Raw genomic sequence first — 19,628 nt, 5'->3', positions numbered from 1 at the left:
ACTCTTAACGATAAGCTTACGTGCTTTATTTATTACCGCTTTTATACTGAGCATGCTTTCAATTAGAGGGTTATAAAAATGATGCGTAAATTAATTGCTATGTTTGGTGTTGCTCTGGTAGTCACTTCTCTTTCCGGTTGCCTGTTCCCGCCTCCTGGCGGCGGCGGTGGCTGGGGCGGCGGCCATGGTGGTGGCGGCCACGGCGGCGGTGGCCCGGGCATGCGTTTCGATCGCTAAGCGCCGACACACAATAGCCGGTTTATTTGACTTAATGCAGCATAGATCGGTATTAAGTATCAGACTATAAAGGGAGCCACGCTCCCTTTTTTATTTCTTTGCTTTTATTCCCTTCGTATTTTATTCCTGCCGCCCTGCCTTTATTTTTTCTTTACATACATCAGAATAATCCTGAAGTTAATTTACGTTTCTATAGGCAAATAAAAAAAGCACCGCATGCTAAAAAAAGAATGGCGAAAAAGGCGGCGAATATTTTTTAGGGATGACCGGCAACGTAAAAAGAAAAAGGCCGCACAAGGCGGCCTTTTTTAACAGGGTGAGTGCTTACTCTTTTGGCGTCGCATTTTCTACCCGGCTTTTTAACTTCTGCCCCGGACGGAAAGTGACCACACGACGCGCCGTAATCGGAATGTCCTCGCCCGTTTTCGGGTTACGGCCCGGACGTTGGTTTTTGTCGCGCAGATCAAAGTTGCCAAACCCCGACAACTTGACTTGTTCTCCATTTTCCAAAGCACGGCGTACTTCTTCGAAGAACAACTCCACCAGGTCTTTGGCATCCCGTTTGCTCAGCCCGAGCTTTTCAAACAGGTGTTCTGACATTTCAGCTTTAGTAAGCGCCATAGGTTCAATCCCTCAAGGATGCTTGGAATCGCTGTTTCAGAGCCTCTACACATTTTGCAACGGTAGCGGCGATCTCCTCTTCTTCCAGTGTACGAGCGGTATCCTGCAATACCAGACTGATAGCCAGGCTCTTAAAACCGTCTGCCACGCCCTTGCCACGGTACACATCAAACAAGTTTACGCCAACTACCTGATTTGCGCCAACTTTCTTACATTCGACCAAAATATCGTCTGCGGGAACGTTTTCTGCCACTACAATTGCGATGTCACGGCGGTTTGCCGGGAAGCGCGAAATCTCGCTCGCGTCAGGCAGGGCGCGGTCTGCGACCTTATTCCACAGCATTTCAAACACGATGGTGCGGCCGTTCAGATCCAGCTTGCGCTCCAGCTCCGGGTGCACGACCCCAATGAAACCAATACGTTCGCCCTGTAAATAAATCGCGGCACTCTGGCCCGGATGCAGCGCCGGATTGGCCTCAGCGCGGAACTGAATGTCCGCTGCCTTACCGGTAAGATCCAGAATTGCTTCGAGATCACCCTTCATATCGTAGAAGTCAACCGGCTGGCGCGCCAGATCCCAGTGCTCTTCATAGCGATGGCCGGCAATCACACCTGCCAGCATGAGATCCTGCCGGATAGCGAGATCTGCCGAACTATCAGGCACAAAACGCAGGCCGCTTTCAAACAGGCGCACGCGCCCCTGCTGGCGATTCTGGTTATACACCACCGCAGAAAGCAGGCCTGTCCACAGGGAGAGGCGCATCGCGGACATCTCTACCGAGATCGGGCTTGGCAGAATCAGCGCCTCTTCCCCCGGATGCAGCAACGCCTGCACTTTCGGGTCAACAAAGCTGTAGGTGATCGCTTCCTGATAGCCGCGATCCACCAGCATGGTTTTCACGCGCTTCAGCGACAAATCGGCTTCGCGGTGCGTGGTCATCTCCAGGTTCGCCCTGACCGGCACGTCCGGGATGTTGTTGTAGCCGTAAACGCGCGCCACCTCTTCCACCAGATCCTCTTCGATCTGCATGTCAAAGCGCCAGCTTGGGGCCACCGCCTGCCAGCCGTCGTCGATGGCGGTGACGATGCAGCCAAGACGGGTCAGGATGTCACTGACCTGATGGTCTTCTACCTGAATACCGATCAGGCGATTGAGTTTTTCACGGCGCAGGGTAATGGTGGCCGGGCGCGGCAGGCTCGCCTCATGGGTGACGTCAATCACCGGGCCGGCCTGACCGCCGCAGATGGCCAGCAGCAGCGCCGTTGCGCGCTCCAGAGCCTGGGGTTGCAGAGCCGGATCTACGCCACGCTCATAGCGGTGCGAGGCGTCAGTATGCAGGCCGTAACGGCGCGCACGGCCGGTAATCGCCAGCGGGTCAAAGAAGGCACACTCCAGCAGCACATTTTGGGTCTCGCCATTCACACCGGAATGTTCACCCCCAAAAATGCCGCCCATTGCCAGCGCTTTCTGGTGATCGGCAATCACCAGCGTGTCATCACGCAGTTTGACTTCGGTGCCGTCCAGTAATACCAGCGTCTCATCCGGTTGTGCCATTCGCACCACGATACCGCCGTCAATGCGATCGAGGTCGAACGCATGCATCGGCTGGCCCAGTTCGAGCAGCACATAGTTGGTGACATCCACCACCGGGTCGATAGAGCGGATACCGCAGCGACGCAGCTTCTCACGCATCCATAGCGGGGTTGCCGCTTTCACATTGATGCCCTTCACCACCCGGCCCAGATAGCGTGGGCAGGCTTCGGTGGCTTCAACCTTGATCGGCAGCGTATCGGTAAGCGTCGCGGCTACCGGTGCCATTTCCGGTGTGTTCAGCGCCAGCTGGTTATTCACCGCTACGTCACGCGCCACACCGATCAGGCTCAGGCAATCAGCGCGGTTTGGCGTCACGCTAATTTCGATGGTGTTGTCATTGAGCTTCAGGAATTCACGGATGTCGGTACCGATCGGCGCCTCTTCCGGCAATTCAATGATGCCGTTGTGATCGTCAGAAATACCCAGCTCGGAGAAAGAGCAGAGCATGCCTTCAGACGGTTCGCCACGCAGTTTCGCGGCCTTGATTTTGAAGTCGCCCGGCAGTACGGCGCCCACAGTGGCCACTGCCACTTTCAGGCCCTGACGGCAATTTGGCGCGCCGCAGACGATGTCCAGCAGGCGATCGCCGCCCACATTGACTTTGGTGACGCGCAGTTTGTCTGCATTCGGGTGCTGGCCGCACTCTACAACATGCCCCACCACCACGCCGTGAAACGCCCCGGCAACCGGCTCCACGCCGTCCACTTCCAGGCCGGCCATGGTGATTTGCTCGGCCAGTTCATTGCTGCTGATGGCTGGGTTTACCCACTCACGCAACCAGAGTTCACTGAATTTCATGTGATATTCCCGCCTTACTTAAACTGTTTGAGGAAACGCAGATCGTTTTCGAAGAATGCACGCAGATCGGTCACGCCGTAACGCAACATGGTCAGGCGCTCCATACCCATGCCGAAGGCGAAGCCGGAATAGACTTCCGGGTCAATGCCGACATTGCGCAGAACATTCGGGTGCACCATGCCGCAGCCCAGCACTTCCAGCCATTTGCCGTTTTTCCCCATCACGTCCACTTCCGCGGAGGGTTCGGTGAACGGGAAATAGGAAGGACGGAAACGGATCTGCAGATCGGCCTCAAAGAAGTTATTCAGGAAGTCATGCAGCGTGCCTTTCAGGTTGGTGAAGCTGATATCTTTATCAATGATCAGCCCTTCCATCTGGTGGAACATCGGCGTGTGCGTCTGGTCGTAGTCGTTACGGTAAACGCGGCCCGGCGCAATGATGCGGATAGGCGGCTGCTGGGCTTTCATGGTACGGATCTGTACGCCGGAGGTTTGGGTACGCAGCAGGCGCGTGGCATCAAACCAGAAGGTGTCATGGTCAGCACGGGCCGGGTGGTGGCCCGGAATGTTCAGCGCATCGAAGTTGTGATAGTCATCTTCAATCTCCGGGCCGGTTGCCACAGAGAAGCCCAGCTCGCCAAAGAACTGCTCAATACGGTCAATAGTGCGGGTGACCGGGTGCAGGCCGCCATTTTCCATCCGGCGCCCCGGCAGGGAGACATCAATGGTCTCTTCTGCCAGCCGTGCATTCAGCGCAGCACTCTCCAGGCTTTGCTTACGGGCATTCAGGGCTTCCTGCACCTGCTGCTTGGCATCGTTAATCACTGCACCGGCCGCCGGGCGCTCTTCCGGCGGCAGCTCACGCAGTGATTGCATCTGTAAGGTAAAATGGCCCTTCTTGCCTAAATATTCGACGCGTACCAACTCCAACGCGGCAACATCCTTGGCATCTTCTACGGCTGCCTTGGCATTGGCAACCAGCTCTGCGAGATGTGGCATTGCTTTCCTCTTCTTCTGGCCAAATGGCCCGATGTCTGTTTATTATTTTCGCCGGTCAACGATGACCCGCGCCTGTAACCTGCTGATTCCTTAAAAGATGTGGCATCATGCCTGCCTTTAACGCCAAAAAAAAAGCCTCCGCGAGGGAGGCTTGGCGCTGTTTTCCGTTTCTTCTCTTACGCGCAGAAGCCCCCTGAGATCAGGTGCTAAAGTAAAAAAAGAAGCGGAAAACAACAGTATTCATGTTGGGCGTGCCTTAAAAATCAGCTGGCGGCTATTGTCAGGTTTTGCGGGGCAGAATGTCAAACATTCTCTTTAAATTACAACGTAAAAGAGGGAGCAAGCTCCCTCTTTTAACTGACTTACGCCAGTGCTGCTTTCGCTTTCTCAACCAGTGCGCTGAAGGCCACTTTGTCGAAGACTGCGATGTCAGCCAGAATCTTACGGTCAATTTCAATAGAGGCTTTTTTCAGGCCGTTAATGAATTTGCTGTAAGACATGTCGTTCTGACGGGCTGCGGCGTTGATACGCGCAATCCACAGTTGACGGAACTGACGTTTCTTTTGACGACGGTCACGGTAAGCGTATTGACCAGCTTTGATAACAGCCTGGAATGCAACACGATATACGCGCGAACGGGCACCGTAGTAACCTTTCGCCTGTTTTAAGATTTTTTTGTGACGTGCACGTGCAATCACACCACGTTTTACGCGAGCCATATGCTCTCCTGAGTATTATTCTTGATTAAAAAAAGTGTAATTATGCGTACGGCAGACATGCGACGACAAGGCCAAGATCACTCTTAGATACCATGCCTTTAGGACGCAGATGACGTTTACGCTTAGTAGCTTTTTTGGTCAGAATATGACGCAGGTTAGCGTGCTTACGCTTGAAACCACCGTTGGCGGTCTTTTTAAAGCGTTTAGCGGCGCCACGTACGGTTTTGATCTTTGGCATTTTAATTTCCACTTCGCATTGTTAATTACAACGAACCAGAAGGCGAAAAAATCCCACGCTACGCGAACGCAGCGCGGGACTTATTACTTGGAAGCCTTACTGTTTCTTCTTAGGTGCGAGCACCATAATCATCTGACGGCCTTCGATCTTCGAAGGGAAGGACTCGACAACGGCCAAATCAGAATCTTCACACAGGTCTTTACGGACGCGGTTAAGCACTTCCATACCGATCTGTTGGTGCGCCATTTCACGCCCGCGGAAACGCAGGGTGATTTTGGCTTTATCGCCATCTTCCAGAAAGCGAACCAGGTTGCGCAGTTTGACCTGATAGTCGCCATCATCGGTACCAGGCCGGAATTTGATTTCCTTGACCTGAATAACTTTTTGTTTTTTCTTCTGTTCTTTGGTGGACTTGCTCTTCTCGTAGAGGAATTTGCCGTAATCCATCACGCGGCAGACCGGCGGTTCGGCATTTGGGCTGATTTCCACTAAATCAACGCCTGCTTCCTCAGCTTTCTCAAGAGCTTCATTCAGACTGACAATACCAATCTGCTCGCCATCGACGCCTGTAAGGCGCACTTCTTGGGCGCGAATTTCTCTGTTAATGCGATTCGGACGCGCCGGTTGAACTCTTTTTCCGCCTTTAATACTTTATTCCTCCAGTTGATGAAGACTTCTGCTGCGTATCTCGCTGAGCAGTTTGTCTACGACTTCGTTGACGTCCAGGCTCCCCAGGTCTTTTCCACGGCGGGTGCGAACGGCAACTTTGCCTGTTTCCACCTCTTTATCACCGCAAACCAACATGTAGGGAACACGACGCAACGTGTGTTCACGAATTTTAAAGCCTATCTTCTCGTTTCTCAAGTCCGCTTTCACGCGAATGCCGACTTCCTGCAATTTTTTGGTCACTTCTTCAACGTACTCTGCCTGGCTGTCAGTAATGTTCATCACCACAACCTGCACCGGTGCCAGCCAGGTCGGGAAGAAGCCGGCGTACTCTTCGGTAAGGATACCGATGAAACGCTCCATCGACCCAAGGATGGCACGGTGAATCATGACCGGGACCTGGCGGTCATTGTTCTCTCCGACATACGAGGCGCTCAAACGGCCTGGCAGAGAGAAGTCGAGCTGCACGGTACCACACTGCCACGCACGATCCAAACAATCATACAGGGTAAATTCAATTTTCGGTCCGTAGAACGCGCCCTCACCCGGCTGGTAGTCAAACGGGATCGCATTTTCAGTCAGGGCGGCGGCCAGATCGTCTTCGGCACGGGTCCACATCTCATCGGAACCGATGCGTTTTTCCGGGCGGGTGGACAATTTTACCACAATTTTTTCAAAACCGAAGGTGCTGTACATGTCGTACACCATCTTGATGCAGGCATTCACCTCATCACGCACCTGATCTTCAGTACAGAAGATGTGGGCATCATCCTGCGTAAAGCCGCGCACGCGCATCAGGCCATGCAACGCACCGGACGGCTCATTACGGTGGCAACTGCCGAATTCCGCCATACGCAGCGGCAGGTCACGGTAGGATTTCAGGCCCTGGTTGAAGATCTGCACGTGGCCCGGGCAGTTCATCGGCTTGATGCAATATTCACGGTTTTCTGAGGAGGTGGTAAACATCGCCTCTTTATAGTTGTCCCAGTGCCCGGTTTTTTCCCACAACACGCGGTCCATCATGAACGGGCCTTTCACTTCCTGGTACTGGTACGCTTTGAGCTTCATGCGCACAAAGGCTTCCAGTTCACGGAAGATGGTCCAGCCATCGTTATGCCAGAACACCATACCCGGCGCCTCTTCCTGCATATGGTAGAGATCAAGCTGCTTGCCGATGCGGCGGTGGTCACGCTTGGCCGCCTCTTCCAGACGTTGCAGGTAGGCGTTCAGCTGTTTCTTGTCTGCCCAGGCCGTCCCGTAGATGCGTTGCAGCATCTTATTGTTGCTGTCACCACGCCAGTAAGCGCCGGAGGTTTTCTGCAGTTTGAAGTGGTGGCAGAAACGCATGTTCGGCACGTGCGGGCCGCGGCACATGTCCACGTACTCTTCGTGATGGTAAAGACCGGGATGGTCATCATGGCTGATATTCTCATCCAGGATCGCCATCTTGTAAGTTTCACCGCGGGCGGCGAAGGTATCACGCGCCTCCTGCCAGCTCACTTTCTTCTTGATGACGTCGTAGTCTTTGTCCGCCAGCTCATGCATCCGCTTTTCCAGCAGATCCAGATCTTCCTGGGTCAGCGTGCGGTCGATATCGACATCATAATAGAAGCCGTTATCAATCACCGGGCCGATAGCCATTTTGGTGTCCGGCCACAGCTGTTTGATGGCGTGCCCCAGCAGGTGCGCACAGGAGTGGCGCAGGATTTCCAGGCCTTCCGGGTCTTTGGCGGTGATGATGGCAAGCTGGGCGTCGGTCTCGATCAGGTCACCGGCATCAACCAGCTCCCCGTTTACGCGGCCGGCAATACAGGCTTTCGCCAGGCCGGGGCCGATATCCAGGGCCACATCCATCGGGGATACGGCACGGTCATAGTGACGCTGGCTTCCATCAGGAAGAGTAATAACAGGCATGATAATTCCTTATCTACAGTGGTGAACCACACGACAGTTCACATGCAGTAATAAATTTGAGTGTATTTTCAACGCATGGACAAAAATCTAACCCACAATTGTTACATTTCCATCCATACGGGCAACAAGGCTGGCGGCGGGCTGAGCCGCCGGCAGCCTGCGGATAGTAACACTAATTAATTTAGTGATTCCAACCTCTTTCTTGGGAATTCTCTGATCGCGTTCAGGCAGAGGAAGGCAGGGAAAGGGGAATACCCGATGCCCCGGCGGATTACCGGGGCATCAGGGTAATCAGTTGGCGGGGGCCGGCGAGGCGAGTACCCCGGTGCCTGCCGGAATAGCCGTGAAACGGCTTAAAATGTCATTCCAGGTCTGGTCTGGATGGAGATCCGGGAACTGCTGCGGATAAATAAACTTCGCCAGATATTCCAGCCCAACGATGTTGTACGGGTGGTTGTAGAAGTTGTGATAGATGCCGTAGAACCGCTGGTTGCGGATCGCCGAGACCTCACTGAAGCCTGGCCGGCTCTTCATTTTCGTAAAGGCCGCATTGACCTGGGTTTGCGTGACGTTGTAACCGAAGGGTACCGCCGCATTATTTTTGCTGGCCCATTGGGAGCCGGACACGATGTAAACATCTGGTTTCAGGCTGATGACTTTTTCCAGGGAAATATCGCCGGTGGCACCCGGCAGCAAGGAGGAGCCGATGTTCCGTGCCCCTACGGCTTCCACCAGCGCCCCCCACCCTACATGGGCGTGGGTAAAGCAACAGGCGTCCAGCCCACCCAACCCCGCCTTGGCTTCGATAAAGACCAGCGGCTTAGGCTCCACGCTTTTCACCTTATCCAGCAGCGCCTGATAGTGCTGCTGATAAAAGTCGGTATAGGCTTTCGCTTCCTGCTCACGGTTAAGCACCTCGCCCAACAGGGTCACGCTTTTCGGGGTGTCTTCCACTGGTTTCAGCATGGTGTCAATGAACAGCACCGGCACATTCAGCGCCTTCATTTTTTCCAGAACGCCGGTTTCAGTCAGCGAAGGTTTGGCACGCAGCTGCGCCACCATCAGATCCGGGCGCTCGGCGATCACGCTTTCAAGATTGACTTCCCCTTTATCACTGAAGCCCATATCCAGAATTTTTTTCGCGGCGGGCCATTTCTGGTCAAGCAGTTGCCAGGTCGCGCCATCACTCTTTTTCAGCAGGTTATTCCAGGCCACCACGCGGGCAAACGGGTCTTGCCGGTCAAGCAGTGCCAGCGCCAGGATGTCACGGCCATCCTGCACGATGATGCGTTTCGGCTCCTGCTTGAGAGTGACCGTCTGGCCGGCGGTGTCGGTAACAGTCAGTGGGTAAGTGGTGGCCATAACGGGGGCGGCACAGCAAAAGGCTACAGCGGCAGCCAGCAGAGAAAGGGAACGCGGCACGGAGAACTCCTGTAAAAAAGTGTGCATGGATAGTAATGAGAATTGATTACATTATCAATCATGCACTCTGCCCGTTTTCCTTTTCATGCCCCCCGCTGACTTCGCGCCCGGTCATCACGCCTCTGGCAACAAAGACTGATAGGCGGTATTGACCTTCCAGAGATACCGGGGTGCCTGTGGCGCCGGGTGGTTCGCCTGAATATGCGCATAAAACGCCGTAGGCGAGAGCCGGTTGATGGCGCGAACCGCTTGTTTGCGATCCGGCGAGAAGGTGCGTAACAGCGCGCCGGCCCCGTTGACATAGGCCACCGTGACGGCATAACGCAGCGTCAGCGGGTCATCAATCCCGGCCAGCTGGCGCTGGAGCATACTGAGATAAGCCGTGCCCAGCTCAATGTTGGTCTCAGGATCTTTCAGTTCGCGGCTGCTGGGTTGCCCGCGCCGCCCCTGAAGCTGGTAGGCATCACGCCCGGCGGTTGAGGCTTTGAGTTGCATCAGCCCAACCGCATTGGAGTGGCTGACCACGTCCGGGTTAAAGCCGGATTCCACCTGAATAATGGCTTTGACCAATGTTTCATCCACCCCGTAGCGCCGCGCAGCCTGGTGGATCGTCTGGTTATAGGCCAGCGCATTCATATTGGTACCGCTAAAGACCTTGCCACTGGCCTGATGCTCTTTTTTCTGACCGGCGCACCCTGCCAGCAGCAGCGCCACCAGCAAATAGCTCAGTTTTCGGTTTATGCTCATTCCCTGTTTCCCGCTGTGTTGCACATAGTCACCGGCGTCAGGATACCGGCTCCGGCGCACTACCTGAATAGGATTCTTGAACTATTCTGAAGCATATCCCAATAAATAATGAGGTGAATTATGGCGTTGTCACACCCCAAACCCTATGTCGTCACCTTTCGCTATCAGGAGCAAGGGCTGGCCGACCTGGCGAAACTCACCAATCAGCTGACGCTGGCGGGGTTTACAACCTCGTTAACCAGCGAGGATGGCGTACTGCATGAACTGGGCACCAACAGCTATGGCATCAGCGGCCTGCACAGCAAAGAGGATGTCACCGAACTGGCGACCCGGCTTGGTGAAACCGCGCTGGGCCAGACGCCGGACGTAAGCCTGATTTCGCTGGAAGAGTACCTGCAACAGATTGAACAGGTAAAATTACCGCCAAAAGCGTGATCGGCCACGCGCCGGATTGCACAATTTTTGCGCTTTTTTCAGGCGTACTATCAATCGCGTATATACTTCGTAGGGCAAACTGCCCCGGCAGCGCCCTATCGGGCCTGCCTGTGCGCCAGATCGTTTTTTATCAGTGCCTTTAACGCCCTGATGAATCACCGGCCGGACGGAGGGTATTACCATGTGGCAAGCCATTAGTCGTCTGTTGAATGATCACCTTGGTGTCGCAGAGATACGTGAGCGTGTGGAGTTGCCCGGGGGTGAAATCCATCCGGCCTGGCGTGTGAGTTATGGCGAGCATGACGTGTTTGTCAAAGCCGACCGCCGCGAGCTGCTGCCGATGTTTACGGCAGAAGCGGATCAGCTTGACCTGCTGGCCCGCAGTAAAACGGTGCAGGTACCGCAGGTGTACGGTGTGGGCAGTGACCGGGATGACAGTTTCCTGTTGCTGGAATATATCCCCCTGCGCCCGCTGGATGGGCCCGCGGCTTACCGCCTTGGGCAGCAGCTGGCGGCCTTACATCAGTGGAGTGAACAACTGCAGTTTGGCCTGGATTTTGATAACGATCTGGCCACGCTGCCGCAGCCCAACAGCTGGCAAAGGCGCTGGAGCACTTTTTTCGCCGAGCAGCGCATTGGCTGGCAATTACAGCTGGCGGCTGAAAAAGGCATGGTGTTCGGCAACATGGAAGAGATTATTGACCTGGTAAAACAGCAGTTGCATAACCACCAGCCTCAGCCCTCGCTGTTGCATGGTGACCTGTGGCCCGGGAACTGCGCGCTCGGCCCGGATGGCCCGGTACTGTTTGACCCGGCCTGCTACTGGGGTGACCGGGAGTGTGACCTGGCGATGCTGCCGCGCTACCCCGACCTGCCGGCCCAGCTGTATGACGGCTATGAGAGCGTCTGGCCGCTGCCGGAGGACTTCCCTGCCCGCCAGCCGCTTTATCAACTCTACTTCCTGCTTAACCGCAGCAACCTGTTCGGTGGCCAGCACCTTGTCGCTGCCCAGCGTGCCGTAGACCAGCTGTTGCACCCGGAACCGTTCTGAGCGCATAAAAAAACCCGGCAGCACCGGGTTTCTTCAGGTGGGCGCAGCGCCTCAGGCAATCAGCCCCAGCAGCTTCAGCACCAGCCAGGCGATCACCGCAATCACCACCGGCAGAATATAGAGCGAGAACACCTGCAAAAAGATCGTGTGGCGCGGCAGGACAATCCGCTCTTCTACCTGCGCCCGTGACCGCCCCTCACTGCCGCGTGCCTGCTCCAGAATCATCTGGTCTTCCACCCCTTCGCGGACATGGCGGACTTGTCGCGACATGCGTGCGCCGGAAGCCTGTAACGCCAGCCCCACGAAGATCAGAATATAAATCACCGCGAACATCAGGTTAGCCCCGCTCAGCCCCTGGCCCAGTGCCGGCACCGGCGAGTTGTGCCAGAAAATGTTCAGGAAAGGGGTGTTAAAGCGGACCATATCGATCATGACGTGCAGGAAATCCAGCATCACTGCATTGATGCCCTGAGTCTGTTTGCTTTGGCTGTAGATAAAATTCAGCAGTGAGATCACTGTCGACAGCAGGGCCGGAATAAACACTACCCAGCCTAATACCCGTTTGAGCACGGCAACGCGCCCAGCCTGTTGATACGTCATGGATTCCCCTTGTAAAGACGTCATTCCTGTCAGCCAAGTGTACCTACAGTTATAAAAAGCGCCCAAACTTTTCATGATTTAGCAATGCAAGGCATCACAGGCGCTTACGCCGTGAACAAAGCATGTTCAGCCTGCAGCGGGCAATGGTAGAGTGACGGCGATAGCCTTTTTCTTTCTCTGCTTTGAGGAGCCTCTGCGCATGGCCTATGTCCGACCGATACACGCGGCAATTTTTGATATGGATGGGTTGCTGATTGATTCAGAGCCGTTATGGACCCAGGCTGAGCTGGATATCTTCGGCGACCTGGGGCTGGATCTCACCCAGCGTGATAGCTTGCCGGACACGCTGGGGCTGCGCATCGATCAGGTGGTCGAGATGTGGTATCAGGCGATGCCGTGGCAAGGGCCCAGCCGGGACGAGGTCACCGGGATGATCATCGCCCGCGCCATTGCGCTGGTGGACCAGCACCGCCCCCTGCTGCCCGGCGTTACTCATGCCCTTGAACTCTGCCGCCGGCAGGGGCTGAAAATCGGCCTGGCCTCCGCCTCACCCCGGTTTATGCTGGATAAGGTGCTGGCTATGTTTGCGCTGGAAGAGTATTTCCCGGTGCGGGTTTCTGCCCAGCCGCTGGCGTACAGCAAACCTCACCCGGAGGTTTACCTGCTGGCGGCGGCACAGCTGGGGGTTGATCCCCTGAATTGCGTCACGCTGGAAGATTCGGTTAACGGCATGATTGCCACCAAAGCGGCGCGGATGCGCTCGATTGTGGTACCGGCCGCGGAGAACCGCGGGGATGCGCGCTGGGCGCTGGCAGAGGTTAAGCTGGACTCGCTGGCGCAATTGCGCGTTGAGCACCTTATCTGATAACACGCTGACATCACACTTCACCACAGGCCGGGCGGATGAGCCGCCCGGCTTCCTGCAGGTCGGGCGTTATAAAAAGTCATCGCGCTTCGGCGAGAAGGTATCGATCAGAATACTGCCCGCTTCCAGCGCCACCACGCCGTGCATCTCATGCCTGACGGCCCGGTAGGCATCGCCGGTTCTCAGCACCTGTTTTACCCCCTCAATTTCCACCTCAAAACTGCCGGCGGCGACATAGGCAATCTGGTCATGGATATCGTGCTGATGCGGGGTGCCGATGGCCCCTTTTTCAAAATGAACCGCCACCATCATCAGTTCATCGCTCCAGGTCATCACTTTGCGTTTGATGCCCTGCCCCAGGTCGTCCCACGGGGTCTCTTGATCGAAAAAGAACGTCTTCATGCTCTGCTCCTGTCGCCAAAGGGGGTAGCGGCCCATACTACGGGTTACTGATGCGCCGTCAGTGCAAAAATAGCAAAAGCATGACGCCCTTCAAAAAATAAATAAAACATCATTTCATATTTATTGAATTCACATCCCGCAGGCACTATGCTTTTTTCAGAACGAGGATGAACCGGGCACACTCCGGAGAGGCCGGCTGTCGCTGCCACGCGGCCGGCCTCTCTGCCCGGTGCATTCCCTCCCACGGGCCTCCGCCCGCTACGCCACTCCCTCAAGAGGCACTGACATGCAAGTCCGTCAAAGCATTCACAGCGAACACGCCAAACAACTCGATACTGCCGGCCTGCGCCGGGAGTTCCTGATTGAGAAGATTTTCGAAGACGATACCTACACCATGACCTACAGTCATATCGACCGCATCATCATCGGCGGCATCAAGCCGGTGCAGAACAGCGTATCGATTGGCGGGGAAGTGGGTAAACAACTGGGCGTCAGCTATTTTCTGGAGCGCCGGGAACTGGGGGTGATCAACATCGGCGGGCCGGGCCTGATCGTGGTTGATGGTGACACCTTTGAAATCGGCTCTGAGGAAGCGCTTTACGTCGGCAAAGGGGCACAGGAAGTGGTGTTCAGCAGCGTGGACGCCGCGCGCCCGGCTAAGTTCTATTACAACAGCGCCCCGGCCCACACCACGTTCCCGACCCGCAAAATCACTCTGGCGGAAGCCTCGCCCCAGACGCTGGGCGACGACGCCACCAGCAACCGCCGCACCATCAACAAATTCATCGTGCCGGATGTGCTGCCGACCTGCCAGCTCACCATGGGGCTGACCAAACTGGCGGACGGCAACCAGTGGAACACCATGCCGTGCCATACCCATGAGCGCCGTATGGAAGTCTACTTCTATTTCGATATGGATGAGGACACCGCCGTCTTCCATATGATGGGTGAACCGCAGGAGACGCGCCATCTGCTGGTACACAACGAGCAGGCGGTGATTTCGCCAAGCTGGTCAATCCATGCCGGGGTCGGCACCAAACGCTATACCTTTATCTGGGGCATGATTGGTGAAAACCAGGTATTCGATGACATGGACCACGTGGCTGTGGCCGACCTGCGCTGACCCGCGCACCTGCCGCTGACGGCATAACCCGCGCCAATCCGGCTGCTGACAAGAGAAGCGAGAGATGATGCTGAATGCGTTTGAACTGAAAGATAAGGTGGCCATGGTCACAGGCTGCAATACCGGCCTGGGCCAGGGTATGGCGATTGGCCTGGCCCAGGCGGGCTGCGACATCGTGGGCGTGAATATGTCGGAACCCACTGACACCCGGCAGGCGGTAGAGGCGCTGGGACGGCGTTTTCTGGCAGTGAAAGCGGACCTGAGCCGCACCGACGTGATTCCGTCGGTGGTGGAACAGGCGGTCACAGCCTTCGGCAAGATTGATATTCTGGTCAATAACGCCGGCATTATCCGCCGGGAAGATGCCCTGTCCTTCACCGAGCAGGACTGGGATGACGTGATGAACGTCAATATCAAAACCCTGTTTTTCCTGTCACAGGCGGTGGCGCATCAGTTCATTAAACAGGGCAACGGCGGCAAGATCATCAATATCGCCTCCATGCTCTCTTTCCAGGGCGGCATCCGCGTACCTTCTTATACCGCCTCCAAAAGTGCGGTAATGGGCGTGACCCGGCTGCTGGCCAATGAGTGGGCAAAGCACCGGATTAATGTCAATGCCATCGCGCCGGGTTACATGGCCACCAACAATACCCAGCAGTTGCGTGACGATGAAGACCGCAGCAAAGCGATCCTGGACCGCATCCCGGCCGGCCGCTGGGGCGCCCCGGAAGATATGATGGGGCCGGTGGTGTTCCTGGCCTCAGCGGCGGCAGATTATGTTAACGGCTATACGCTGGCGGTTGACGGCGGCTGGCTGGCGCGGTAACGTTCCGGCGCATCACGATAACGCGGCCCTGGCCGCGTTTTTTTATGCCTGCACTTCCCTGCTGCCCGCCTGTTTTTATCTGCTTTCACCCTCCGGCTGATTCCGCTTGCAAATAGTTACAGGGTAACGGCTTCCGCGCGCCAACAATATGTTTTATACTGGATAAATTACCAGTTTTTCAGTCAGGATTGTCGTATGACTGCCGAAGGGCATCTCATTTTTTCTGTTGCCTGTGCCATTTTCGCCAAAAAGGCAGAACTTTCCCCTGAGCTGGCACAGGGTGACTGGTGGCATATTATCCCCGGCGCGTTGGTCACTTCGCTGCTACCGGACATAGACCACCCTAATTCGCTGCTCGGCCAACGGCTGAAATGGCTTTCGCTGCCCATTTCCCGCCTGTGTGGCCACCGTGGGTTTACCCATAGCCTGCTGGCTGTCGCCGGCGGTATTTTTCTGTTCCGCTCTCAGGTGCCCGCTGACTGGGGTATTCCGCTGGATGTGCTGCACGCGATGATCATTGGCTACCTGAGCCACATCATGGCCGATATGCTCACCCCGGCCGGTGTCCCGTTGCTGTGGCCCTGCCGCTGGCGCTTCCGTTTGCCGATTCTGAACAGCCAGCGCGGCAACCAGCTGGAGCGCACGCTGTGCCTGGTGCTGGTGGGGCTGGCAGTCTGGTGGCAACAGGGGCCGGGCTTTATCAATACGCTCCATCTCCAGTCATTGGGCCAGTTTCTAAAGAATATCACCTCAATCTGAGCACCTTATCGCCATCTTGTTTAAATAACCGCCTGAATCACAGGAAAAGTTATAAGCCATAAGATCTGGTTATAAGCGCCCTTATTGCGGCCTGTTACCCTATACGCAGGCAAAAGTCAGGGTAAACCGTCTGAAAAAACGGGTGCCCTGAAAATAATGCACTGTTTATTGGATAACTTCTGGAGAGTTGGGTATGAATCTTCCGCTCGTTATTAACGTAGTGGTTTTTGTTGCCCTCCTGTGGCTTTTGGCGCAAACCCGCCATAAGGCCTGGAGCCTGGCAAAAAAAGTGTTGGCAGGTCTGGTGCTGGGCGTGCTGTTTGGCCTCGGCCTGCAGGCGGTTTACGGCTCAGACAGCGAAACGCTGAAAACCTCAATCAGCTGGTTCAACATCGTCGGCAATGGTTATGTGCAGTTGCTGCAGATGATTGTGATGCCGCTGGTGTTTGCTTCTATTCTGAGCGCGGTGGCAAAGCTGCATAATGCCTCTTCCCTGGGCAAAATCAGCGTCCTGACCATCGGCACCCTGCTTATCACTACCATGATTGCGGCACTGGTCGGCGTGCTGGTGACCTGGCTGTTCCACCTGACGGCAGATGGCCTGGTACAGGGCGCGCAGGAGACGGCGCGTCTGGCCGCCTTGCAGACGAACTATGCCGGTAAAGTCGCAGATTTGACCGTCCCGCAACTGCTGCTCTCTTTCGTGCCGAAAAACCCGTTTGCCGAACTGACCGGTGCCAGCCCGACGTCCATCATCAGCGTGGTGATCTTTGCTGCGTTCCTGGGTGTGGCGGCGTTGCAGCTGCTGAAAGATGACAAAACCAAAGGCGAGCGTGTGCTGGTGGCCATCGATACCCTGCAATCCTGGGTGATGAAGCTGGTGCGCCTGGTAATGAAACTGACGCCGTATGGCGTGCTGGCACTGATGACCAAAGTCGTGGCCGGTTCCAACGTCCAGGACATCATCAAGCTCGGTAGCTTCGTGGTGGCGTCTTATCTCGGCCTGGGCATCATGTTTGTGGTTCACGCCCTGTTCCTGGCCGGTGTCGGGGTCAACCCCGGCCGCTTCTTCCGCAAAGTCTGGCCGGTGCTGACGTTCGCCTTCACCAGCCGTTCCAGCGCCGCGACCATTCCGCTGAGCGTGGAAGCGCAAACCCGCCGCCTGGGTATCCCGGAATCTATCGCCAGCTTCTCCGCCTCCTTTGGCGCGACCATCGGGCAGAACGGCTGTGCCGGGCTCTACCCGACCATGCTGGCCGTAATGGTGGCCCCGACGGTGGGCATCAACCCGTTTGACCCGGTATGGATTGCCACGCTGGTGGGCATCGTGACCCTCAGCTCTGCCGGTGTGGCGGGCGTGGGTGGCGGCGCGACTTTCGCGGCGCTGATTGTGCTGCCGGCGATGGGCCTGCCGGTGACGCTGGTGGCGTTGCTGATCTCCGTCGAACCGTTGATCGATATGGGACGTACTGCCCTGAACGTCAGTGGTTCAATGACGGCCGGTACCGTGACCAGCCAGCTGATGCGCCAGACTGACAACGCGCTGATGGACGCAGACGAGACGGCAGAACTGGCGCACCGCTGATTCCGCTGAAGGTAAGCTGCACAAAAAAACCGGCGCATCGTGCGCCGGTTTTTTTATCGGTTCATGTAGCCATCAGAACGGATAGTCGTGATAGCCCATTTGTTCGGAGATATTGCGGGCAGCGGTGTGCAGCATCGCGACGTAATCCACTTTCGCCTCTTCCGAGAAGCGGATAGTCGGGAACGACATGCTCAGGCCGGCGATCACCACGCCAAAGCGGTCGAATACCGGCACCGCCAGGCAACGCAGCCCCTCTTCCTGCTCTTCGTTGTCCTCACCGTAACCCTGCTCACGCACCAGATCGAGCACCGGCATCAGCTCATCTGCGCTGCCGACCGTGCGCGAGGTGCTGCGGGTAAATTCCACATCCTTCAACACTTCCGCCACGTCTTTGCGATCGCGCCAGGCCAGTAACACTTTGCCGATGGCCGTGCTGTGCAGCGGGTTACGGCGGCCGATGCGGGAATACATACGCAGGTTATACATGGAGTCAATTTTATGGATGTAGACGATGCTGTCTTCATCCAGCGCCCCGAGGTGGATGGTTTCCCGGGTCAGCTTTGACAGCTCACGCATTTCGATGTCAGCACTGCGGATCAGATCGACGTTCTGCAACGCCTTGGCCCCCAGTTCAAACAGCTTCAGTGTCAGTGAATACTTCTCTGACTCCCCCTCCTGCGCCACGTAGCCCAGGGACTTCATGGTTTGCAGAAAGCGATAGACAGTGCTCTTAGACATCATCACCCGCTGGGAGAGTTCAGTAATCCCAATTTCCCGTTCTTCACCCAGCGCCTGAAGGATGCCGAACACCTTAAGTACGGAGGAAACGGAATCGGGTTGTTTATCAAAATCTGCAATAGCCATGGTTGCCTTACCTTCTCCGGCCCGCTGTATGGCCCGGATTAATGGGTTTCAAAAAAATCAGAACAGTAATTCAGTATAAAAGAAATAGCGCACAGTTAGCAATCTACGGGACTTTCAGGCACCTTTCACTCTTTCTTCATGCTGATAAGAAAATATCTCACCGCCGTCACAATTTAATGAAACGTTGGTTTATTTTTTTTATTTATACGTTTTAATTAATGCCATTCCCTAACCGCGGGCTGCGTATTGTGTGGCCCGGCCAGAGTGAGAGACCCACATGTATACCTTGCGCAGCTTTGATTTTTTCCCGCGCCAGGAGGATGCCGTGGCCCTGGCATTTCGCGAGCCGCAGGAGCCTTTTCCTGAACATACCCACGATTTTAATGAAATCTTCATTGTGGATGGCGGCAGCGGGTTACACGTTCTGAATGATTTCCCGTACACCATTAATTGCGGCATGTGCTTTTACATCAATGCCGACGATCGTCATCTGTTCGAACAAGTGGACGACTTGCGGCTGGTCAATATTCTCTACCGGCCTAATGCCTCTTTTACCTTCATTAAAAACTTCAGCCACCTCTTACCCTCACCGGATGATGGGTGTGTCTGGAGCATCAGCCCGGTGCTGAAAAAAGCGCTGAAAAGCCTGCTGGATGAGATGAAACTTCAGGTTGAACAGGAGCCGTTGATTGAGCAGTGCCGCCAGGAGACGCTGTTTTTGCGCATCCTGATGCTGTTGCGCCAAGGGCGTTACCGGGTTACCCCCACCGGTTCTAACCAGGATAAACTGCAACAAATCCTGCTCTACCTGCAACAAAACCCGCAGGATGACATTAACTGGGAGGCGCTGGCTGAGCGCTTTTTTATCACGCCCCGTACCCTGCATCGCCAGTTCCTCAGCCATACCGGCCAGACGCCGCAGAAATACCTGAATACCCTGCGGCTGAACCGGGCGAAATACCAGATTCAGTCTACGGATGACACCCTGACGGAGATCGCCTTTGCCTGCGGTTTCAGCGACAGCAATAACTTTTCTACGTCGTTCAAAAAAGCGTTTGGGGTCAGCCCCAGCCAGTTGCGTAAATCATTGCACTACAACTAACCTCTGCCGGGCAGCGGTTGCTTACAAAAAAGAGGCCGGTTACCGGCATGAAACGCCACGCT

The 19,628-nt window shown here is 55.6% G+C and carries 23 protein-coding genes and 1 other annotated feature; of the genes, 9 read left to right on the top strand and 14 right to left on the bottom strand.

Annotated elements, in window-relative coordinates; genetic code table 11:
- Nucleotides 1-78 precede the first annotated feature (78 nt).
- A complete protein-coding gene (locus CYR55_RS23475) occupies nucleotides 79-237 on the top strand; it encodes a hypothetical protein (protein ID WP_165699496.1) in 159 nt (52 codons plus the stop codon).
- 324 nt (nucleotides 238-561) lie between these two features.
- Here the strand turns inward: CYR55_RS23475 and ihfA are convergent, their stop codons facing one another.
- From ihfA to CYR55_RS01585, 10 genes are all read right to left on the bottom strand, one after another.
- Nucleotides 562-858: an integration host factor subunit alpha gene (gene ihfA / locus CYR55_RS01625; RefSeq protein WP_004717732.1), complete on the bottom strand. Its 297-nt coding sequence runs from the start codon at nucleotides 856-858 to the stop codon at nucleotides 562-564.
- Between the two features lie 4 nt (nucleotides 859-862).
- Nucleotides 863-3,250, bottom strand: coding sequence for a phenylalanine--tRNA ligase subunit beta (gene pheT, locus CYR55_RS01620; protein ID WP_101814415.1), 2,388 nt, complete (start codon nucleotides 3,248-3,250; stop codon nucleotides 863-865).
- Nucleotides 3,251-3,264: 14 nt separating this feature from the next.
- Nucleotides 3,265-4,248: a phenylalanine--tRNA ligase subunit alpha gene (gene pheS, locus CYR55_RS01615; RefSeq protein ID WP_101814414.1), complete on the bottom strand. Its 984-nt coding sequence runs from the start codon at nucleotides 4,246-4,248 to the stop codon at nucleotides 3,265-3,267.
- Nucleotides 4,249-4,373: 125 nt separating this feature from the next.
- Nucleotides 4,374-4,498, bottom strand: a sequence feature (Phe leader region).
- Nucleotides 4,448-4,492 carry a pheST operon leader peptide PheM gene (gene pheM / locus CYR55_RS24180; protein ID WP_165699514.1) on the bottom strand — a complete coding sequence of 15 codons (45 nt, stop codon included), beginning with the start codon at nucleotides 4,490-4,492 and terminating at the stop codon, nucleotides 4,448-4,450. Its footprint overlaps the feature before it by 45 nt.
- A 112-nt stretch (nucleotides 4,499-4,610) precedes the next feature.
- Nucleotides 4,611-4,967: a 50S ribosomal protein L20 gene (rplT, locus tag CYR55_RS01610; RefSeq protein ID WP_013576134.1), complete on the bottom strand. Its 357-nt coding sequence runs from the start codon at nucleotides 4,965-4,967 to the stop codon at nucleotides 4,611-4,613.
- Nucleotides 4,968-5,007: 40 nt separating this feature from the next.
- Complete coding sequence (gene rpmI / locus CYR55_RS01605) at nucleotides 5,008-5,205, bottom strand: 50S ribosomal protein L35 (protein ID WP_101814413.1); 198 nt, start codon at nucleotides 5,203-5,205, stop codon at nucleotides 5,008-5,010.
- A gap of 96 nt (nucleotides 5,206-5,301) precedes the next feature.
- Nucleotides 5,302-5,853, bottom strand: coding sequence for a translation initiation factor IF-3 (gene infC / locus CYR55_RS01600; RefSeq protein WP_101814412.1), 552 nt, complete (start codon nucleotides 5,851-5,853; stop codon nucleotides 5,302-5,304).
- Between the two features lie 3 nt (nucleotides 5,854-5,856).
- The gene (thrS, locus tag CYR55_RS01595; protein ID WP_101814411.1) at nucleotides 5,857-7,785 is read right to left on the bottom strand and encodes a threonine--tRNA ligase; all 1,929 of its coding nucleotides are present in this window, start codon (nucleotides 7,783-7,785) and stop codon (nucleotides 5,857-5,859) included.
- Between the two features lie 291 nt (nucleotides 7,786-8,076).
- Nucleotides 8,077-9,207, bottom strand: coding sequence for an ABC transporter substrate-binding protein (locus CYR55_RS01590; RefSeq protein ID WP_101814671.1), 1,131 nt, complete (start codon nucleotides 9,205-9,207; stop codon nucleotides 8,077-8,079).
- Between the two features lie 114 nt (nucleotides 9,208-9,321).
- Nucleotides 9,322-9,948 carry a transglycosylase SLT domain-containing protein gene (locus CYR55_RS01585; protein ID WP_101814670.1) on the bottom strand — a complete coding sequence of 209 codons (627 nt, stop codon included), beginning with the start codon at nucleotides 9,946-9,948 and terminating at the stop codon, nucleotides 9,322-9,324.
- Nucleotides 9,949-10,074: 126 nt separating this feature from the next.
- Between CYR55_RS01585 and ghoS the strand changes: the two genes are divergently transcribed.
- Together ghoS and CYR55_RS01575 are read left to right on the top strand one after the other, a co-directional pair.
- A complete protein-coding gene (gene ghoS, locus CYR55_RS01580; protein ID WP_101814410.1) occupies nucleotides 10,075-10,389 on the top strand; it encodes a type V toxin-antitoxin system endoribonuclease antitoxin GhoS in 315 nt (104 codons plus the stop codon).
- A 181-nt stretch (nucleotides 10,390-10,570) separates the two neighbouring features.
- The gene (locus tag CYR55_RS01575) at nucleotides 10,571-11,440 is read left to right on the top strand and encodes a fructosamine kinase family protein (RefSeq protein WP_101814409.1); all 870 of its coding nucleotides are present in this window, start codon (nucleotides 10,571-10,573) and stop codon (nucleotides 11,438-11,440) included.
- A 51-nt stretch (nucleotides 11,441-11,491) separates the two neighbouring features.
- Here the strand turns inward: CYR55_RS01575 and CYR55_RS01570 are convergent, their stop codons facing one another.
- Nucleotides 11,492-12,040: a YniB family protein gene (locus CYR55_RS01570; RefSeq protein WP_101814408.1), complete on the bottom strand. Its 549-nt coding sequence runs from the start codon at nucleotides 12,038-12,040 to the stop codon at nucleotides 11,492-11,494.
- Between the two features lie 199 nt (nucleotides 12,041-12,239).
- Between CYR55_RS01570 and hxpB the strand changes: the two genes are divergently transcribed.
- Complete coding sequence (hxpB, locus tag CYR55_RS01565; RefSeq protein WP_101814407.1) at nucleotides 12,240-12,905, top strand: hexitol phosphatase HxpB; 666 nt, start codon at nucleotides 12,240-12,242, stop codon at nucleotides 12,903-12,905.
- Nucleotides 12,906-12,974: 69 nt separating this feature from the next.
- On the opposite strand, the gene CYR55_RS01560 is transcribed toward hxpB, so the two are convergent.
- Together CYR55_RS01560 and CYR55_RS23465 are read right to left on the bottom strand one after the other, a co-directional pair.
- Entirely contained in the window at nucleotides 12,975-13,307 is a 333-nt protein-coding gene (locus CYR55_RS01560; RefSeq protein ID WP_101814406.1) for a cupin domain-containing protein, read from the bottom strand.
- Nucleotides 13,308-13,351: 44 nt separating this feature from the next.
- The gene (locus CYR55_RS23465; RefSeq protein WP_165699505.1) at nucleotides 13,352-13,516 is read right to left on the bottom strand and encodes a hypothetical protein; all 165 of its coding nucleotides are present in this window, start codon (nucleotides 13,514-13,516) and stop codon (nucleotides 13,352-13,354) included.
- Between the two features lie 77 nt (nucleotides 13,517-13,593).
- Here CYR55_RS23465 and kduI point away from each other — a divergent pair, with 77 nt between their 5' ends.
- From kduI to CYR55_RS01540, 4 genes are all read left to right on the top strand, one after another.
- Nucleotides 13,594-14,430 (top strand): 5-dehydro-4-deoxy-D-glucuronate isomerase, encoded by an 837-nt coding sequence (kduI, locus tag CYR55_RS01555; RefSeq protein ID WP_101814405.1) that lies wholly within the window; start codon nucleotides 13,594-13,596, stop codon nucleotides 14,428-14,430.
- Between the two features lie 64 nt (nucleotides 14,431-14,494).
- Nucleotides 14,495-15,256, top strand: coding sequence for a 2-dehydro-3-deoxy-D-gluconate 5-dehydrogenase KduD (kduD, locus tag CYR55_RS01550; RefSeq protein ID WP_101814404.1), 762 nt, complete (start codon nucleotides 14,495-14,497; stop codon nucleotides 15,254-15,256).
- Nucleotides 15,257-15,451: 195 nt separating this feature from the next.
- Nucleotides 15,452-16,015: a metal-dependent hydrolase gene (locus CYR55_RS01545; protein ID WP_101814403.1), complete on the top strand. Its 564-nt coding sequence runs from the start codon at nucleotides 15,452-15,454 to the stop codon at nucleotides 16,013-16,015.
- A gap of 193 nt (nucleotides 16,016-16,208) precedes the next feature.
- On the top strand, nucleotides 16,209-17,600 hold the full coding sequence (locus CYR55_RS01540; RefSeq protein ID WP_101814402.1) for an L-cystine transporter: 1,392 nt from the start codon (nucleotides 16,209-16,211) through the stop codon (nucleotides 17,598-17,600).
- Nucleotides 17,601-17,672: 72 nt separating this feature from the next.
- Here the strand turns inward: CYR55_RS01540 and kdgR are convergent, their stop codons facing one another.
- Nucleotides 17,673-18,464, bottom strand: a complete 792-nt coding sequence (gene kdgR, locus CYR55_RS01535; protein ID WP_101814401.1) for a DNA-binding transcriptional regulator KdgR — start codon at nucleotides 18,462-18,464, stop codon at nucleotides 17,673-17,675.
- 277 nt (nucleotides 18,465-18,741) lie between these two features.
- Between kdgR and rhaS the strand changes: the two genes are divergently transcribed.
- The gene (gene rhaS, locus CYR55_RS01530; RefSeq protein WP_101814400.1) at nucleotides 18,742-19,566 is read left to right on the top strand and encodes an HTH-type transcriptional activator RhaS; all 825 of its coding nucleotides are present in this window, start codon (nucleotides 18,742-18,744) and stop codon (nucleotides 19,564-19,566) included.
- Nucleotides 19,567-19,628: the final 62 nt, after the last annotated feature.

Source organism: Chimaeribacter californicus, from assembly GCF_002858675.1.
Classification (GTDB): domain Bacteria; phylum Pseudomonadota; class Gammaproteobacteria; order Enterobacterales; family Enterobacteriaceae; genus Chimaeribacter; species Chimaeribacter californicus.
This window is presented reverse-complemented; position numbering and strand designations above follow the sequence as displayed.

What these genes read in the sequence shown, in the direction of transcription:
- rhaS (WP_101814400.1), top strand. Translation starts at nt 18,742, where the DNA reads ATGTATACCTTGCGCAGCTTTGATTTTTTCCCGCGCCAGGAGGATGCC.
- kduI (WP_101814405.1), top strand. Translation starts at nt 13,594, where the DNA reads ATGCAAGTCCGTCAAAGCATTCACAGCGAACACGCCAAACAACTCGAT.
- pheS (WP_101814414.1), bottom strand. Translation starts at nt 4,248, where the DNA reads ATGCCACATCTCGCAGAGCTGGTTGCCAATGCCAAGGCAGCCGTAGAA.
- ihfA (WP_004717732.1), bottom strand. Translation starts at nt 858, where the DNA reads ATGGCGCTTACTAAAGCTGAAATGTCAGAACACCTGTTTGAAAAGCTC.
- kdgR (WP_101814401.1), bottom strand. Translation starts at nt 18,464, where the DNA reads ATGGCTATTGCAGATTTTGATAAACAACCCGATTCCGTTTCCTCCGTA.
- ghoS (WP_101814410.1), top strand. Translation starts at nt 10,075, where the DNA reads ATGGCGTTGTCACACCCCAAACCCTATGTCGTCACCTTTCGCTATCAG.
- thrS (WP_101814411.1), bottom strand. Translation starts at nt 7,785, where the DNA reads ATGCCTGTTATTACTCTTCCTGATGGAAGCCAGCGTCACTATGACCGT.
- CYR55_RS01560 (WP_101814406.1), bottom strand. Translation starts at nt 13,307, where the DNA reads ATGAAGACGTTCTTTTTCGATCAAGAGACCCCGTGGGACGACCTGGGG.
- rpmI (WP_101814413.1), bottom strand. Translation starts at nt 5,205, where the DNA reads ATGCCAAAGATCAAAACCGTACGTGGCGCCGCTAAACGCTTTAAAAAG.
- pheT (WP_101814415.1), bottom strand. Translation starts at nt 3,250, where the DNA reads ATGAAATTCAGTGAACTCTGGTTGCGTGAGTGGGTAAACCCAGCCATC.
- CYR55_RS01540 (WP_101814402.1), top strand. Translation starts at nt 16,209, where the DNA reads ATGAATCTTCCGCTCGTTATTAACGTAGTGGTTTTTGTTGCCCTCCTG.
- CYR55_RS01570 (WP_101814408.1), bottom strand. Translation starts at nt 12,040, where the DNA reads ATGACGTATCAACAGGCTGGGCGCGTTGCCGTGCTCAAACGGGTATTA.
- kduD (WP_101814404.1), top strand. Translation starts at nt 14,495, where the DNA reads ATGATGCTGAATGCGTTTGAACTGAAAGATAAGGTGGCCATGGTCACA.
- CYR55_RS01545 (WP_101814403.1), top strand. Translation starts at nt 15,452, where the DNA reads ATGACTGCCGAAGGGCATCTCATTTTTTCTGTTGCCTGTGCCATTTTC.
- hxpB (WP_101814407.1), top strand. Translation starts at nt 12,240, where the DNA reads ATGGCCTATGTCCGACCGATACACGCGGCAATTTTTGATATGGATGGG.
- rplT (WP_013576134.1), bottom strand. Translation starts at nt 4,967, where the DNA reads ATGGCTCGCGTAAAACGTGGTGTGATTGCACGTGCACGTCACAAAAAA.
- CYR55_RS23475 (WP_165699496.1), top strand. Translation starts at nt 79, where the DNA reads ATGATGCGTAAATTAATTGCTATGTTTGGTGTTGCTCTGGTAGTCACT.
- CYR55_RS01575 (WP_101814409.1), top strand. Translation starts at nt 10,571, where the DNA reads ATGTGGCAAGCCATTAGTCGTCTGTTGAATGATCACCTTGGTGTCGCA.